Annotated in this window: 13 protein-coding genes; 5 read left to right on the top strand and 8 right to left on the bottom strand. The window is 61.7% G+C overall.

The window, feature by feature from the left end; genetic code table 11:
• Positions 1–174: 174 nt before the first annotated feature.
• Positions 175–1,476: an SAM-dependent methyltransferase gene (locus tag G7A66_RS08915; protein ID WP_174295348.1), complete on the bottom strand. Its 1,302-nt coding sequence runs from the start codon at positions 1,474–1,476 to the stop codon at positions 175–177.
• Between the two features lie 159 nt (positions 1,477–1,635).
• Positions 1,636–2,253, bottom strand: a complete 618-nt coding sequence (locus G7A66_RS08920; RefSeq protein ID WP_206675143.1) for a TetR/AcrR family transcriptional regulator — start codon at positions 2,251–2,253, stop codon at positions 1,636–1,638.
• 98 nt (positions 2,254–2,351) lie between these two features.
• Here G7A66_RS08920 and G7A66_RS08925 point away from each other — a divergent pair, with 98 nt between their 5' ends.
• Genes G7A66_RS08925 through G7A66_RS08940 form a run of 4 tightly spaced genes read left to right on the top strand, consistent with a single transcriptional unit; the run spans position 2,352 to position 6,722 of the window.
• The gene (locus G7A66_RS08925) at positions 2,352–3,488 is read left to right on the top strand and encodes an ABC transporter permease (protein ID WP_174295349.1); all 1,137 of its coding nucleotides are present in this window, start codon (positions 2,352–2,354) and stop codon (positions 3,486–3,488) included.
• Entirely contained in the window at positions 3,485–4,219 is a 735-nt protein-coding gene (locus tag G7A66_RS08930; RefSeq protein WP_174295350.1) for an ABC transporter ATP-binding protein, read from the top strand. Before G7A66_RS08925 ends, G7A66_RS08930 begins: the two co-directional genes overlap by 4 nt.
• A complete protein-coding gene (locus G7A66_RS08935) occupies positions 4,219–5,274 on the top strand; it encodes an efflux RND transporter periplasmic adaptor subunit (protein WP_174295351.1) in 1,056 nt (351 codons plus the stop codon). Before G7A66_RS08930 ends, G7A66_RS08935 begins: the two co-directional genes overlap by 1 nt.
• Entirely contained in the window at positions 5,271–6,722 is a 1,452-nt protein-coding gene (locus G7A66_RS08940; protein WP_174295352.1) for an efflux transporter outer membrane subunit, read from the top strand. The genes G7A66_RS08935 and G7A66_RS08940 overlap by 4 nt, the downstream gene beginning before the upstream one ends.
• On the opposite strand, the gene G7A66_RS08945 is transcribed toward G7A66_RS08940, so the two are convergent.
• The 6 genes from G7A66_RS08945 to G7A66_RS08970 all read right to left on the bottom strand — a co-directional run bounded on the left by G7A66_RS08945 (position 6,706) and on the right by G7A66_RS08970 (position 11,980).
• Positions 6,706–7,452 (bottom strand): L,D-transpeptidase, encoded by a 747-nt coding sequence (locus G7A66_RS08945; RefSeq protein WP_174295353.1) that lies wholly within the window; start codon positions 7,450–7,452, stop codon positions 6,706–6,708. The genes G7A66_RS08940 and G7A66_RS08945 overlap by 17 nt on opposite strands.
• A 187-nt stretch (positions 7,453–7,639) precedes the next feature.
• On the bottom strand, positions 7,640–8,878 hold the full coding sequence (locus G7A66_RS08950) for a pyridoxal phosphate-dependent decarboxylase family protein (protein WP_174295354.1): 1,239 nt from the start codon (positions 8,876–8,878) through the stop codon (positions 7,640–7,642).
• Between the two features lie 71 nt (positions 8,879–8,949).
• Complete coding sequence (locus G7A66_RS08955; protein ID WP_174295355.1) at positions 8,950–10,011, bottom strand: NAD(P)-dependent alcohol dehydrogenase; 1,062 nt, start codon at positions 10,009–10,011, stop codon at positions 8,950–8,952.
• Between the two features lie 128 nt (positions 10,012–10,139).
• The gene (locus G7A66_RS14230; RefSeq protein ID WP_206675144.1) at positions 10,140–11,084 is read right to left on the bottom strand and encodes an endonuclease/exonuclease/phosphatase family protein; all 945 of its coding nucleotides are present in this window, start codon (positions 11,082–11,084) and stop codon (positions 10,140–10,142) included.
• A 174-nt stretch (positions 11,085–11,258) separates the two neighbouring features.
• On the bottom strand, positions 11,259–11,534 hold the full coding sequence (locus G7A66_RS08965; protein ID WP_174295357.1) for a hypothetical protein: 276 nt from the start codon (positions 11,532–11,534) through the stop codon (positions 11,259–11,261).
• Positions 11,535–11,701: 167 nt separating this feature from the next.
• Entirely contained in the window at positions 11,702–11,980 is a 279-nt protein-coding gene (locus G7A66_RS08970) for a helix-turn-helix domain-containing protein (protein WP_174295358.1), read from the bottom strand.
• Positions 11,981–12,163: 183 nt separating this feature from the next.
• Between G7A66_RS08970 and G7A66_RS08975 the strand changes: the two genes are divergently transcribed.
• On the top strand, positions 12,164–13,786 hold the full coding sequence (locus tag G7A66_RS08975; protein WP_174295359.1) for a hypothetical protein: 1,623 nt from the start codon (positions 12,164–12,166) through the stop codon (positions 13,784–13,786).
• Positions 13,787–13,802 lie beyond the last annotated feature (16 nt).

The raw sequence follows: 13,802 nt of genomic DNA on the forward strand, positions 1-13,802 counted from the left end.
GGTTGTCCTGATATGTTGGCGACCAAAACCGCAAAAGCCGGTGAAAACCGTCTGCGCCGCTCCGGTGAGAGGGCATATATGGACCACCCAAGATTCGGTCAACCAACAATTTTAAAAAAATTTGCGTCGGGCTGGAAAGATGCTCGCTGGCGGTTGCAACCGCCGCAGGTGTGCTCACCGAGGCTCAAACTCGGCGCAGCCCCGTCCTCCGCTCTCTACCAGACGGCGTGCCGGGTTAAGCAGGTCCGCCTCCGCTTCCGTCATGTAACCTCGGGTCAGCGGCAGGACGCGGCGATCCCGGCAGTACTGGATCTGGTAGTTGCACATCCCGCCATTTTCGAAGCTCGACGTGGCTCCCGCAAGATAGAAGGTCCACATGCGGAAGAATCGTTCATCATGTAGCGCGACGATCTGATCGCGGTGCTTCAGGCAATTCGCATACCAGGCACGGATCGTCTTCGCATAATGCAGGCGCAGCATCTCGGTGTCGCTCGCGATCAGCCTGAATTTCTCACTGGCGGCCACCGTTTCGGAAAGCGCCGGAATATAGCCGCCCGGGAAGATGTACTTCCGCGTGAATGCGTCGGTCGTGCCTGGCGTCCCGATCCGCCCGATCGTGTGCAGCAACATCACCCCGTCATCTACCAGGAGATTGGCGCAGCTCTTGAAGAAGGTTTCGAACTGCGGGCGACCCACATGTTCGAACATACCGACCGAAACAATCCGGTCGTAGCGCTTCTCCCGCTTCGGCAGTTCGCGATAGTCGATCAGTTCGAACGAAACGCGGTTGGATACACCGGCCTCTCTAGCCCGATCTTCCGCCAGTGCGAGCTGTTCCTGCGAGAGCGTGATGCCGGTTACCCGCACATCGAAATTGCTGGCGAGAAAAATGGCCATCCCGCCCCAGCCGCATCCGATATCCAGAACCGTATCGCCTTCGCGCAGAAACAGCTTGGCTGCGATATGCGCGAGTTTCGCCTCCTGTGCTTGCGCCAGGGTTTCAACACCCTCGGTCCAGTAGGCGCAACTATACTGCATGTGTTCGGTATCGAGCATCAATCGGTACAGATCGTTTCCGATATCGTAATGGTGCGAGACATTCCGCCTCGATCCCACCGCATCGTTGATGGCCTCGCGGGCGAAGCCGATCCGATTGCGAATCCGCCGCAGCAGGCTCGGACCGCCGATGGTCCCGCCACGGTCCCACGGCGCGTTGGACCGCAGCAATTCGACAAGTTCCATGATCCCGCCCCGCTGCAGGGTGAGGCGGCCGTCCATGTACGCTTCTGCAGCGCCCAGCCGCGGATCGAGAACAATGTCACGAGCCACCCTGCTGTCGGCGAAGGTGAGCGCCACATCAGGAAAGCCCGGCGCCGGATCACCGAAAAGCTGCTGCGTTCCGTCGGCAAAGGTAACCTGCAACGTACCCTGCTTCACGATCGACGAAAAATAGCGGCTGACCAGCGTTTTGCTCATCTTGTTTCGGACCTCACGACAAATCCTTCAGCGTGCCGGATCGCTCCTGAAGGAGCCTACGAATGATTTTCGTCGGAACTGTTATCCGCCGGGCACCTGGCGGGCAAGTTGCGGGGCTTGGACAGCTTCGGTATTTGCTGCGCCCGCGAGGAGCGACTTTCAAGCTGTGACATACGCCCGGCAGAAAACTTCGACCGCGCTTTCGATACGCTCGCGATCGCGGACTTCATCGCGGGGCATGCCGAAGCGCCGTTCGAGGTCGCCCATTCCCTTGCACATGGCGGCAAATTGTTCAGCCGCCAGATCGGTATCGTCGATCGACACCTCGCCGGCAGCTTTCATGACATCCAGAAGCTCCTTGAACGATTGCTTCATCCGGTGCGGACCAGCAGCGAGGAAGGCGCGACCTATCGCCGGTTCACGCTCGGTCTCGGCCGCGATCCGCCTCTCGAACTGAACCATTTCAGGGCGCGAGAGGAAGGCGGACATCGCCGCCCCAATCGCAAGCAAACGGTCGCGAATGCTTGCGCCTCCCTCCAGTTCGAGCGTGAAATGATCCCGGAGCCGCCCGCATTCCGCCTCGACCGCTGCCGTGAACAGGCCGTGTTTGTCACCGAACTGATTGTAAATCGTGACCTTGGATACGCCCGCTTCGGCGGCAACCTGCTCGATCGATGTTGCCGCGAAGCCGTGATCGAAGAAACTGCGCACCGCTGCGTCCAGGATTGCCTCCTGTTTTGCAAGGTCGACCGGGCGGCCCTGGCGTGGGGTTGACAAAATGAACGACTCCGTTCAGTTAAACGCTACCGTTCAGTAATGGCGGCTGCCGGCGCAAACGGCAAGTCCTGCCGGTAAGGGAAAGGTCTTCGGCTTCTATGCTCTGGATTGCCATCCGCATGCTGACCGGCGACAAGCAGAAGTTCTACGGCCTTGTGTTCGGAATCGCATTTTCGACCCTGCTCATCACCCAGCAGCTGACGATCTTCGTCAATCTGATCGAACGGGGCGCAAGCGGCGTGTATAATGTGCCGAGCGCGGATGTGTGGGTGATGGACGAGGTCAGCCGCACCACTGATGTGAATTTCCCGATGCCTTCAACCGCGCTTGACAAGGTGCGCGCCGTACCCGGAGTGGAATGGGCGGTGCCTCACCTGCGCGCCGGGGCAAGCGTCCGGACATCGAATGGCGATCTGGAAGGCGTCAGCGTAATCGGGGTGGACGATGCCACGCTGATCGGCCTGCCAAGGCGCATGGCGCAAGGCAGTACCGACGTCCTGTCCACGCCCGACAGCGTCATCATCGACGATGTCGGCACAACGCGCATGTTCGAGAATGGGCAAAGCCCCATCGGAGAGCGCCTGGAACTGAACGACCAGCGTGCCGTCATCCGCGGTGTTGCCGACGCGGTCCCGAGCTTCACCAGTCAGGTGACGCTCTACACCAAATACAGCCGGGCGTTGAACTACGTGCCCGGCACGCGCAATCGCATGAGCTTCGTTCTGGCTGGAGCCTCCGACGGCATCGCACCCGAAGCACTGACACAGGCGATAGAGGAGCAGACCGGCCTGCGGGCCCGCACCCGTGACCAGTTCGCGCAGGACGGTGTCGATTTCATCATCCAGAACACCGGGATACCTCTCAATTTCGGCATCACGGTTCTGCTCGGCTTCATCGTCGGTGTGGCGATCGTCGGACTGACTTTCAGCCTGTTCATCCGCGACAATGTGAAGCAGTTCGGCGCGCTGAAAGCGATTGGCGTCACCAACAGGAAAATCCGCGGCATGGTCGCCTCCCAGGCGGGGCTGGTCGGTCTCATCGGCTATGGCCTGGGCGTAATCGGAACCGTGTTGTTCATTTGGGGCTTTTCCAGCAATCCCACCTTCAAGGGTTTCTACATTCCCTGGCAAGTGCCGCTGATCAGCCTGGCCGCCGTGGCTCTGATCCTGCTCTTTACCGGCTGGCTGGCCTTGCGCAACGTGCTCAAGACCGAACCGGCGGCGGTGTTCCGATGACCGCTGACCCGCACCCTGCACCCTCGCAGAACGATGCCGCGATCGCGACGCGGGGCGTTACCCGTGACTTCAAGGCCGGGCAGCGGAATATCACGGTGCTGCACGGCATCGATCTCGACATCCGGGCGGGCGAACTGACCTATCTCGTCGGGGAGAGCGGATCGGGCAAGACGACGCTCATCTCGATCATGTGCGGTATTCTCTGGCCGACCGAGGGGAAGGTCGAGGTCTTCGGCACCGACATCTACGCGCTGTCCGACACCGAACTGGTGGAATTCCGGCTGCAGAACATCGGCTTCATTTTCCAGCAGTACAATCTCATTCCCTCCATCGACGCTGCCAGCAACGCCGCCGTACCGCTGATCGCACAAGGCATGCCGAGGCTGGAAGCAAGGGAGCGGGCGATCGCGATGATGGAAAAGCTCAACATTGGCGACCAGATCGACAAGCTGCCTAGCCAGCTTTCCGGCGGTCAACAGCAGCGTGTGGCGATCGCCCGCGCGCTGGTGCACGAACCGCGCTTGGTAGTTTGCGACGAGCCGACTGCGGCTCTCGATGCCGGTTCCGGTCGCAGGGTCATGGATCTGCTGCGGCAGGTGGCAGTCGCCGAAGACCGCGCCTGCATCATCGTCACGCACGACAACCGCGTCTTCGATCTCGCCGACCGTATTCTCGTGCTGGAAGACGGCGAAATTACTCATGACGGCACCGAAATGCCGGAGGATCACTGATGGCCTTGCTTCCAGAGAATTTCAGTTTCGCCCGCAAGGGTCTGCCGCTCGTAGCCATCGCTGGCCTCGTCATCGCGGCCCTGTTCATATGGTCCGGCCTGCCCGATCGGCAATTGGAAGAACCGGAGCGCGACCCCCCGCGAGCGACCGGCGCGCTCGCCAATTCGGCACGCGTCGCGGGTGCCGGGGTGGTGGAACCATCGAGCGAAACCATTTCGGTAGGCACCGCGCTCGCGGGGCTCGTAACCGATCTGCGCGTCCAGCCCGGCGATTTCGTCACCAGGGGCCAGCCCCTGTTCGTCGTCGATACCCGCGCCATACGCAGCCGGGTGGAAGAAAGTGGCGCTGCGGTCGGCGAGGCGCGTGCCGCGATACAGGAAGCGCAGGCCGCCATTGCCGAAGCCCGCTCTGCCGAAAGCACCGCCGGGCGACAACTCGCGCTCTACCGCGAAGTGGACGACCCTGCCGCGGTCAGCCGCGCCGAAGTCATCCGCGCAGAAGGAGAAGCCAGCGCCGCACGGCAGAGGCGCGAACTTGCCCAGGCACGCCTGTCGGCAGCCCAGGCGCGCCTGCGCAGCGCCGAAGCGCAGGTCGGCAGCGCACGGACCGAACTCGGCCGAGCCACTGTTCGCGCGCCGATCTCGGGCGAGATCCTGGCGGTCAATATCCGTCCCGGCGAATATCTTTCGACCTCGGCAGGCGGCAATTCGCAAAGCTTCATCGAAATGGGCGAGACACGCCCCCTTCACATCCGGATCGATGTGGACGAGGAACAGGCCCCGCGCGTCGCCTTGGGCGAGCCGGCGATCGTTTCCCCGCGAGGCGCGGCGGAGCGGCAGGTAAAGGCCAGCTTCGTTCGCGCAGAGCCGCAGATCGTGCCGAAGCGGTCGCTGACCAACAGCGCGGCGGAGCGGGTGGACGTTCGCGTGCTGCAGCTGATCTATCAACTGCCGGACAGTGACGGAACTTTCCGTGTGGGCCAGCAGGTCGACGCTTTCATTCCTGCGAAAGATGGCAAAACTCCGCAGGCGAGCCGCGCCGAGGCGGCACGATGAAGCAGCGTGCCATTGCCCTTGCGGCAACGCTTGCACTGGGTGCCTGCGTCGCCGGACCACCAGCTGACATAGCTACTCCGCCGCCTGCCCTTCCGGCGAGCTTCGCCTTCGCTCCTGACGAAGCCACCGGAACCGCTCTCGCTGCTCTGCTTCCGGTCAGCGATCCTGCCTATGTGCGTCTCGGCGAACTTGCACTGTCGAATGCGCCGACGCTGGCGCAAGCGGCCGCGCGGATAGAGATCGCAAGGGCAAGAGCGGCGCGAACAGGAGCCGAAAGGCTGCCGGTCGTCGGGGCAGATGCAACCGTGACCGCCACCCGGACCAACCCGGACCAGTTCGGCACCGGTTTCCCGCCCGGCATCTCCATCGACACCGAGCGCCTGCGCTATGGCGCCAATGTGAGTGCAAGCTGGGACCCTGACCTGTTCGGCCGTTTGCGAAACCTTGAAGAAGCGAGCCGCGCCCGGCTCGACGCTGCCAGTTTCGAGGCGGCAGCGATACGCAATGCCTTGCTTGCGGAGATCGCATCCTCCGTCATCGACTGGCGCACCATCGCCGCCCGTAACGAAGCTCTGGAGGAAGACCTTGCCGCAAGCGAAGAGCTGGCCCGCCTCGCTGGCGTGCGCGAACGCGCCGGCATCGCGCCGGGGTTTGACCGGGTGCGAGCCGAAAGCGCCGCGGAAGCGAGCCGCAGCCGGATCGCCGCGCTCGCAAGCGAGCGCGCTCGCATCGCCGGGAGGCTCGTGACGCTGACCGGCGTGCCTGCCCAGCATATCCTCGACATGCTGAATCAATCTGCCTCCTTTTCCGCTCTTCCGCCACCTCCGGCGGCCCTGCCGAGCGACCTGCTCTCCAACCGTCCCGATGTGCTTGTCGCTGCCGCCATCCTCCGCGCGGAAGACGCCGAACTCGCGGCCACTGCGGCACGGCGGTTTCCGCAGTTCACCTTGTCTGCGGCGCTGGGCTTGCTGACTTTCGATCTGGGCGGCCTGTTCGACGAGGATGCTGTAATCGGGTCCGCCGGAGGCAGCCTGCTCGCACCCCTGCTGGATTTCGGCCGGATAGAGGCTGAGATCGACGGCGCAGAGGCGGAGAAGCGGCTGGCCTTCGCGCAATACCGCGACACTGTGTTCACCGCGCTTGGCGATGCCGAGACCGGCTACGGCCTTGTCGCTGCCGCGGACCGAGAACTGGCCGCGGCCGCAAACGAGGCCGAAAGCCTGAAGCGAGCAGCGCGTCTGGCCGACACGCGCTACCGTGCCGGGCTGGCCGACTTCCTGACCGTTCTCGAAGCGCGCCGCGCCATCAGCGGCAGCGGCGAGCGCGCTGCCGCAGCGCTCGGGCGGGCACTGCGGGCACGTGTCCTGCTTTGGCGGTCGCTCGGCGGCGACCCTGTTCTGAACGATGCCGTTTACCCGGCTGCCGCTGCGATCATTCCTGAACCGTGATCGGGATGCGCTGCTCCAGCGGAACCTGATATTCGTTCGTCCGGTTCTGCGTCATCTGCTGAAACCACTGCTGACCTTCGAATGCTCCGCCGGCCTTGAGAAGTGTTTCGGCAAGATCGAGCACGGCTTCATTGGCGAGCCGGAGTGAGCCGTGAGAAGATGCCTTGCCAAGCGAATTCAGATCATCCGTTCCATGCACCGTGTTGGGCATGCGGTAGACCAGCCGGGCGCGGCCCATCGGATTGTCCGCCGATCCCGGAGCCTGTTGCTCCGCATCTTCGGCCCATTCCTCGTCCTTCGGCGGGTTCCATTCGGGGTTGATGTCGACGCGGTGGAATTCCCACGATCCCGTGGGCGTCGGCCATTCTTCCGTTCCGACGGCCACATCGTGCTCGGCCCTCAGCCGGTCACCCTGGAACAGCCGCAACTTGCGGTCGCTGAGGTCCACCTCGACCCGCAGATCCTGCATTTCCCTGCTCGATTGCTCACGGGCCTGCGCACGTTGCTGCTCGGTGCCGGACGTCAGAGCAAGCTGGCGCGCGCGGTCTGCGGATTCCGCGTTGAACCCTTCCCCGGGTTCGGGTTCTGCCATCTGCACCTGTGCGGGCTGCTGCGGCGCTGCCGCTGCATTGTCCTGCGGGGTGTTCGGGTCTTCGGAATTGACGCTGATGTCGCACGCCGCGAGGGCGAAAACCATGCAGCCAGCCAAGAGTTGACAGGAAAAATTCATTTGCGCGATCCTTCTACAAGCCGCTTCAACGTGGACGCCCAGGTTTGGTTTCGCGGCCGAAGGTGAAGGAGAGGAATTTATCGCACGAACGGTGAAGCGTACCCTTTATGCGGGCTGCAGGTGATGACCCTTTTCACGAGAGCTTGCATCAGCGGACGCCGAGCATGCCGCTTCGGCCCTGCCAGCATCAATTATAGCGCGCTTCTACCTTCGCGCCTTGCTGGCCGGCAGCGACAGTGTCGGTGCTGCAGCGGAGATCCTCGAGGTAATCGTCGATAACCTCGGCATGTTTGGGCGACAGCATCAGATGGAGGCTCGGCGGCTCCGTGGTGATCGATGTGAACCACCCCTTGCGGAACATCTCACCATAAATGGCGAAATTGTCGTGTTGCGGATGGCGGAAGGCGATAAGTCCAAGCAGCGGGTTGCCGAGCACTTCATAGCCCAGCTTGCGCAATCCCACCTCGGCCCGCTCGCGTGTCTCGCAAACCAGATCCTGCTTCTCGCGGTAACCGTCCACTCCCAGAACCTGCATCACCGCCCATGCGGCCGAGATCGCCCCGCCCGGCCGGGTTCCGGCAAGGGTCGGCGTGCTCATGGGAGCCCCGCTCCATTCACGATTGGCGAATGGCATGTGCTGGTACAATTCCTTGGAACGGAACAGGACGGTGGAGGCGCCCTTGGCCGCGTAGCCATATTTGTGAAGGTCGGCGCTGATCGAACGTACCGCCGGCACTTCGAAATCGAACGGTGGTACGGGAACGCCGTTCATGCGTGCAAAAGGTGCGAAATATCCGCCGACGCAGGCATCCGTGTGCAGCCAGATGTCCCGTGATGCTGCAACTTCGCCCAGCGCCTCAATCGGATCGATGATGCCGTGCGGGAAATTGGGAGCGGAACCCACCATCATCATCGTTCGGGCATCGCAAGCATCCCCCATCGCGGCAGGATCGGCTTCATAGCTGCCATCCCGCCTCAGCGGAATGCGGCGCACCTCTATGTCCATCAGATGGGCGGCCTTGTCGAAAGCGGGATGAGCTGACTGCGGGATCACGATATTGGCCGGTGCGGAGAGACCCTTTCCGGCGCGTGCGAAGTCACGAGCCGCCTTCATCGCCATGGTGATGCTGTCCGTGCCGCCTGACGTCATCGCCCCGGCAGCACCGGCAGGCCCATGCAGGATCGACAGGGCCATCTGTATGACCTCCTGCTCCATCTGCGCAAGGGAGGGAAACGCCAGCGGCCCGAGGCCGTTCTCCGACATGTAGAGAGCATATGCATCGCGCTGGACCTCTGCCAGTTCGGGGCCGGCATTGAAGATATAAACCGCCGTCTTGCCGTCGCGCCATTTGGCATCGCCCTCACCTCTGGCGATCAGCGTATCCCGGACTTCGTCCCAAGTTTTTCCGGCTTTCGGCAAGTCCATTCACGCTCTCCCACAATCGGATTGGCCTAGGGCGCCCGACCTCGACACCCGCCGGCTCCACGCTGACGCGGTCAGCCAAGCGTGGCCATGTCGATGACGAAGCGATATTTCACATCGCTTGCTTCCATACGGTCATACGCTTCGTTGATCGTGTCCATGCGAATGGTCTCGATTTCCGGCACGATGCCGTGCCTGGCACAGAAATCGAGCATCTCCTGCGTTTCGGCGAGCCCACCGATCCCGCTGCCGGTCAGGATCTTGCGGCCCAGCAGGATGCCTGAGTGCAATTCGGGCATCTTGTCGATCATGCCGACGATCACCTGCACTCCGTCGATCTTCAGCAGGTGGAGATACGGTGCGACATCATGCCGCACGGGAATGGTGTTGAGCACCATGTCGAACCGGCCGGCCGCGCTGCGCATCGCGTCCTTGTCGGTGGTGATCAGGAAATCCTGTGCGCCGAGCGCCTTCGCATCGGCGCGCTTGTCCTCGCTGCGGCTGAGAACGGTGACGTGCGCGCCCATGGCCGCTGCCAGTTTTACGCCCATATGCCCGAGACCGCCAAGGCCAGCCACGGCCACCTTGCTGCCCTCGCCGATATTCCACTGACGCAGGGGCGAATAGGTAGTGATTCCGGCGCACAACAAGGGGGCAGCCATGTCGGACGATAATGCCTCGGGCACTTTCAGGACAAAATCCTCGCGGCAGACGATGCGGTCGGAATAGCCTCCGAAGGTAATCGATTCGTCCTGCCTGTCCTTGCCATTATAGGTGCCGGTCATGCCGTTCTTGCAATATTGCTCCAGCCCCGCTTCGCAATGGTCGCATTCCATGCAGGCGTCGACCATGCACCCGATCGCCACGCGGTCGCCGATTTTGTGCAGGTTTGCCTCGTCCCCGACAGCACTGACGGTGCCGACGATTTCATGCCCCGGAACCGCCGGATAGATCGTGCGTCCCCAGTCGTTTCGCGCCGTGTGCAGATCCGAATGGCAGATCCCGCAATGCGTGATGTCGATCAGCACGTCGTTCGGCCGCAAGCCGCGCCGATTGAAGCTGAAGGGCGCCATTCCGCTGTCGGGCGACGTGGCGGCATAGCCTTTTGCGGAATATTCGTTGGTCGGACCTGCCATGCGCTGCTTCCTTTCGGCTTCGGATCGTATCGCTCCGGCAGCATAGTGCCGGATGGCTGCCGCATGTCCTAGCGTATTTCCCCGCAGTCAGTTCAATCAGGACAACCGGCTTCGGAAAAGATCTGGTCTCAGGCCGGACCGCAGAAGCTCGCCAATACCGCACGATGGTCGGAACTGTTGTCGGGCAGGATCTCGAACGACGTGACCTGCAACCCGCCCTTCACCATGATTTGGTCGAGAGGCCAGCCGAGCAGCAGCAGATCGGCGGGGAAAGTCGCGAAAGTGCCTCGCCCGATGCGGGGGTCTCGCCAGTCCCCCGCCTCGCGGAACTCGGTCGTCGTGCGCGACCAGGGCACATCGTTGAAATCACCCATGACGAATGCGTGCGGCAGTCGGTCAGGCGTTTGTGTGCCGGCGTTGACGATGTTCTCGTCCCGCATTTCCGTATTCCATTCCGGCAGGGGCGGTTTGGGGTGAAGGCCGATGAATTCTATGGGCGCAGAGCCTTCGGGCTGGACCGTGGCATAAAGCGTCGGCGTGTCGCGATAGGTATTCTCGACGACATTCGATTTCAGCACCGGCAGGCGCGTCGCGAACGCCAATCCGAATGCCTCGGGCTGCGGATGAGTCTGCACATGGCCGTAATTTGCAAGCACCGGCTGCAGGGCATTGATCCAGGCCTGATCGGTCTCCATCAGGAAGAGCAGATCGGGATCGTAGCGCTGCACCTGATCGATGACCGCGCCATAATCCTTGTTCTTGACCTTCACATTCACCGACATGGCCGAGAAGCACCTTGCTTCGCCAACCGCCTGCGGCGCTTCGGCAAGGGCGATCTGCGTCGGGGCCAGGGCCGAATAGGGCCACAGGCGCCAGACGTTCAGCCCGATCGTCAGGGCGAGAACCGCTACGGTCGCCCAGCGCCAGCGAGAGCCGACGAACAGGGCCACGATCAGAAGGAGCGCGGCGAGATAGGTCAGCGGTTCGCGGACAAGATCTATGGTTCTGATGAACCAGGCGTCACTCGGGATCAGCGAGATCAGTACTACTGCCAGCAACAGGGCTGCAATCACGAATAGTGCGGCGGCAAACTTTCTGATTTTGTCCTCCTGTAGCCCGCTGAACAGGTGTTCGGAATTTCCATGCTATCCGAAAAGTGGCGAATATACAAAAAGGCCCTCGCGTGGTTCGCAAGGGCCTCTTCATGACGCCGCACTGAGTGCTGGCGTCGGAATGCTACGAATGGATTACTCCATCTCGTCCGCGACTTCGTTGATCGCGTCGGCGCGGTTGTCGCCGATGTCGTCAATCTGCTCTGCTCGCGCGTTGAGCGCATCTTCCTGCACATCGGTCGGCATTTCGTCGGCGCGCTCTTCAAGAGCGGCAGCGCGGTCGTCGCCCAGATCTTCTACTGCATCGGCGCGCTCTTCAAGCGCATCGCCGGTTTCCTCGACTGCCGTGTCTTCTCCGCAAGCCGCAAGCGCAAAGGCCGGGATCGCGGCCAGCATGATGATCTTCCTCATGGATATCCTCCTGTTTCGATTACACTCCCGTCGAGGAGCCTGGCAAATCAATAAATGAATGAGCCGTGAGTTCCAGATATCAGCAAATCCCGCCGTATGCACCTCTGGCGTAATCAGAAAAAATCATGGCAGCGAAACCAGTTTCGAGCTGAAAGGGCTCCCCATAGTCAGGAGAGAAAAGGCTCCTGCTGGCCAGGGTACCGAAAACATTGATCAAAATAGCAGGCTTCGCGCATTTTTTCCCATCCGGGAAAGCTCATATTGCGGCGCGTGCGCGTGATCAGGCCCCCGACCTCGTGCGCTTTAAGCATCCGGTCGACGTGAACCGCAGTTAGGTCAAGGACATCGGCCAGTTCCTCCTGCGTCATCGGCAATTCATAGCCGTGCTCCTGAGTGAGGCCGATTGCATCCATTCGCGATCCCAATTCGCGAAACACGTGCGCCATCCGCTCACGAGCCTTGCGCCGCTCCGGAAAATTCGGCCCGGCGGACAAGGTCGGAAATGCGCCTATCGTCGTACACAGCCAAGTTCCGGCACCTTCACGGAACGCTTGGTTTCGCCTGCGGTCTGTTCCATATGATTTCGCGACACATCGGTGTGTGCCGGTGACAGGGATCAGGGGCCAGTCATGAAGAGAAGTTGTCTGATCGCCGTTCTTGCGGGCATTCTGTCCGCATCCCTCCCCGCAACCGGCAAAGGGCAGTCGTCCGATGCGGAAACCGCGCTGCCTGATGCAATTGCAGAGCCAGAGCTGCCCGCTCCGCTGGAATCCCTGCTCGGAGCCAATGAGCGGCGTTTCCGGCCGGCAATCCGGCGCATCATCGAAGAACGCGATGCCAATCAGGCGATCAAGGAAATTGACGCTCTGATGCTTTCGCTGAACGTGAATTCTCCGATGCAGCTGTTTCTGCAGACGTATAAAGCGCAGCGGGTCGTCGAAAGCGGGCGAGTAGAAGAAGGAGAGGCTGCCTTTCAGGCTCTGATGGACGAATATCCGGAACTTCTTGTCATCAAGCTGAGTGCTATCCACAGCTTGGGCTATACGACAGCGGCGGATACTGCGGCCCGGCTGTGGATCGAAACGTCAGCGCGCCATCCTGAAGACGCACGGGCGGTCGGGGGCTATACGCTAGGCGCCGTGGCCGGAAATCTTGAAGCAAGGTCGCAGATCGACCTGCGCGATGCCCTGTTCCTCACTCTCGACAACATTGGCTATGATCCGGGAACAGCCAGTCTCAGGAACCAGATGCAAGTCGCGCTGTTCACCAACGCTGCTGCCGACACCGGACGAGAAGACCAGGCGCGTGAGGCTCTCGCGAAGATCACGGATCCGGAACAGCTCATCAACATTGCCGCTCAGCGCAGATTTCAGGCTTACTGGAGCGAGATCGACACCGGCCCGGCATCGATCGAGGGCGATACCGAAGCTCTGCTCGATGCAATGAAGAACGATTTCATCGCTGCCGGCAACGGTACGGCAGCGGGAGCCTTCCTGTCGCATGCAGTTACTTTCACCGAGCCTGAGGCCGCTGCAAACGCTTATACACCTGTTCTTGATCGGATCATGGAGCAGGGAGAACGGTCTGCTTACAGCATGTATGATGCAATGTTCTGGGTCGCTCCCCTGGCCAGAGCATGGGGAGCAAGCGGATCGCCTGAACGTGCACATTCCCTTTACGAGGCGGCGCTGAGAAGTTTCGGCGACAGCAGAGGAGTCAACCGACTGAACGTCAGCGCAAATTACGCCGTGCATCTGCTGGAAAATGACCGCCCAAGGGAAGCTCTCGAATATATCGAACCGGCGATCGCCGACCTCGAGGCGTCCGACAGTGCGCTGACAGCACTACCTCCGATGCATGCGGTGCGGCTTCGGGCCTATCATCAGCTCGGCCAGTCCGAACAGGCTGCCGCATCCCGCCAGAATCTCGAGGCGAACAAGTCGGCGCTGCTTAATATCTACGTCGATACGATGCTGGCGATCGGCGAGGAGGCCGCAGCCAAGGACGCGCTCCTGACCGAACTTCGCTCTGCCGATCCGATCGACGCGATCTCCTACCTGCAACTTCCGCTGAACCGGCTTGTGCAGCCTGCCCGCGTTGAAGCTGAAAGTGCAAAAGAGCGAATGCGTCACGATCCCGAAATCGCGCGCGCACTGCAGGAAGTAGGGCGCATTGTAGATGTCTCGCCCGTCAGCGTATCGGGCTTCGACCATGCCGGCGTTGCCCGAGAATTCCTGAACAGGATGAATTGACGCCGGTAATCCGGAC

This window comes from Alteripontixanthobacter muriae, assembly GCF_013336795.1.
GTDB classification, from domain to species: Bacteria; Pseudomonadota; Alphaproteobacteria; order Sphingomonadales; family Sphingomonadaceae; genus Pseudopontixanthobacter; species Pseudopontixanthobacter muriae.

What these genes read in the sequence shown, in the direction of transcription:
- G7A66_RS08950 (WP_174295354.1), bottom strand. Translation starts at nt 8,878, where the DNA reads ATGGACTTGCCGAAAGCCGGAAAAACTTGGGACGAAGTCCGGGATACG.
- G7A66_RS08945 (WP_174295353.1), bottom strand. Translation starts at nt 7,452, where the DNA reads ATGAATTTTTCCTGTCAACTCTTGGCTGGCTGCATGGTTTTCGCCCTC.
- G7A66_RS08955 (WP_174295355.1), bottom strand. Translation starts at nt 10,011, where the DNA reads ATGGCAGGTCCGACCAACGAATATTCCGCAAAAGGCTATGCCGCCACG.
- G7A66_RS08940 (WP_174295352.1), top strand. Translation starts at nt 5,271, where the DNA reads ATGAAGCAGCGTGCCATTGCCCTTGCGGCAACGCTTGCACTGGGTGCC.
- G7A66_RS08935 (WP_174295351.1), top strand. Translation starts at nt 4,219, where the DNA reads ATGGCCTTGCTTCCAGAGAATTTCAGTTTCGCCCGCAAGGGTCTGCCG.
- G7A66_RS08970 (WP_174295358.1), bottom strand. Translation starts at nt 11,980, where the DNA reads ATGGCGCACGTGTTTCGCGAATTGGGATCGCGAATGGATGCAATCGGC.
- G7A66_RS08915 (WP_174295348.1), bottom strand. Translation starts at nt 1,476, where the DNA reads ATGAGCAAAACGCTGGTCAGCCGCTATTTTTCGTCGATCGTGAAGCAG.
- G7A66_RS08965 (WP_174295357.1), bottom strand. Translation starts at nt 11,534, where the DNA reads ATGAGGAAGATCATCATGCTGGCCGCGATCCCGGCCTTTGCGCTTGCG.
- G7A66_RS08930 (WP_174295350.1), top strand. Translation starts at nt 3,485, where the DNA reads ATGACCGCTGACCCGCACCCTGCACCCTCGCAGAACGATGCCGCGATC.
- G7A66_RS08925 (WP_174295349.1), top strand. Translation starts at nt 2,352, where the DNA reads ATGCTCTGGATTGCCATCCGCATGCTGACCGGCGACAAGCAGAAGTTC.
- G7A66_RS08975 (WP_174295359.1), top strand. Translation starts at nt 12,164, where the DNA reads ATGAAGAGAAGTTGTCTGATCGCCGTTCTTGCGGGCATTCTGTCCGCA.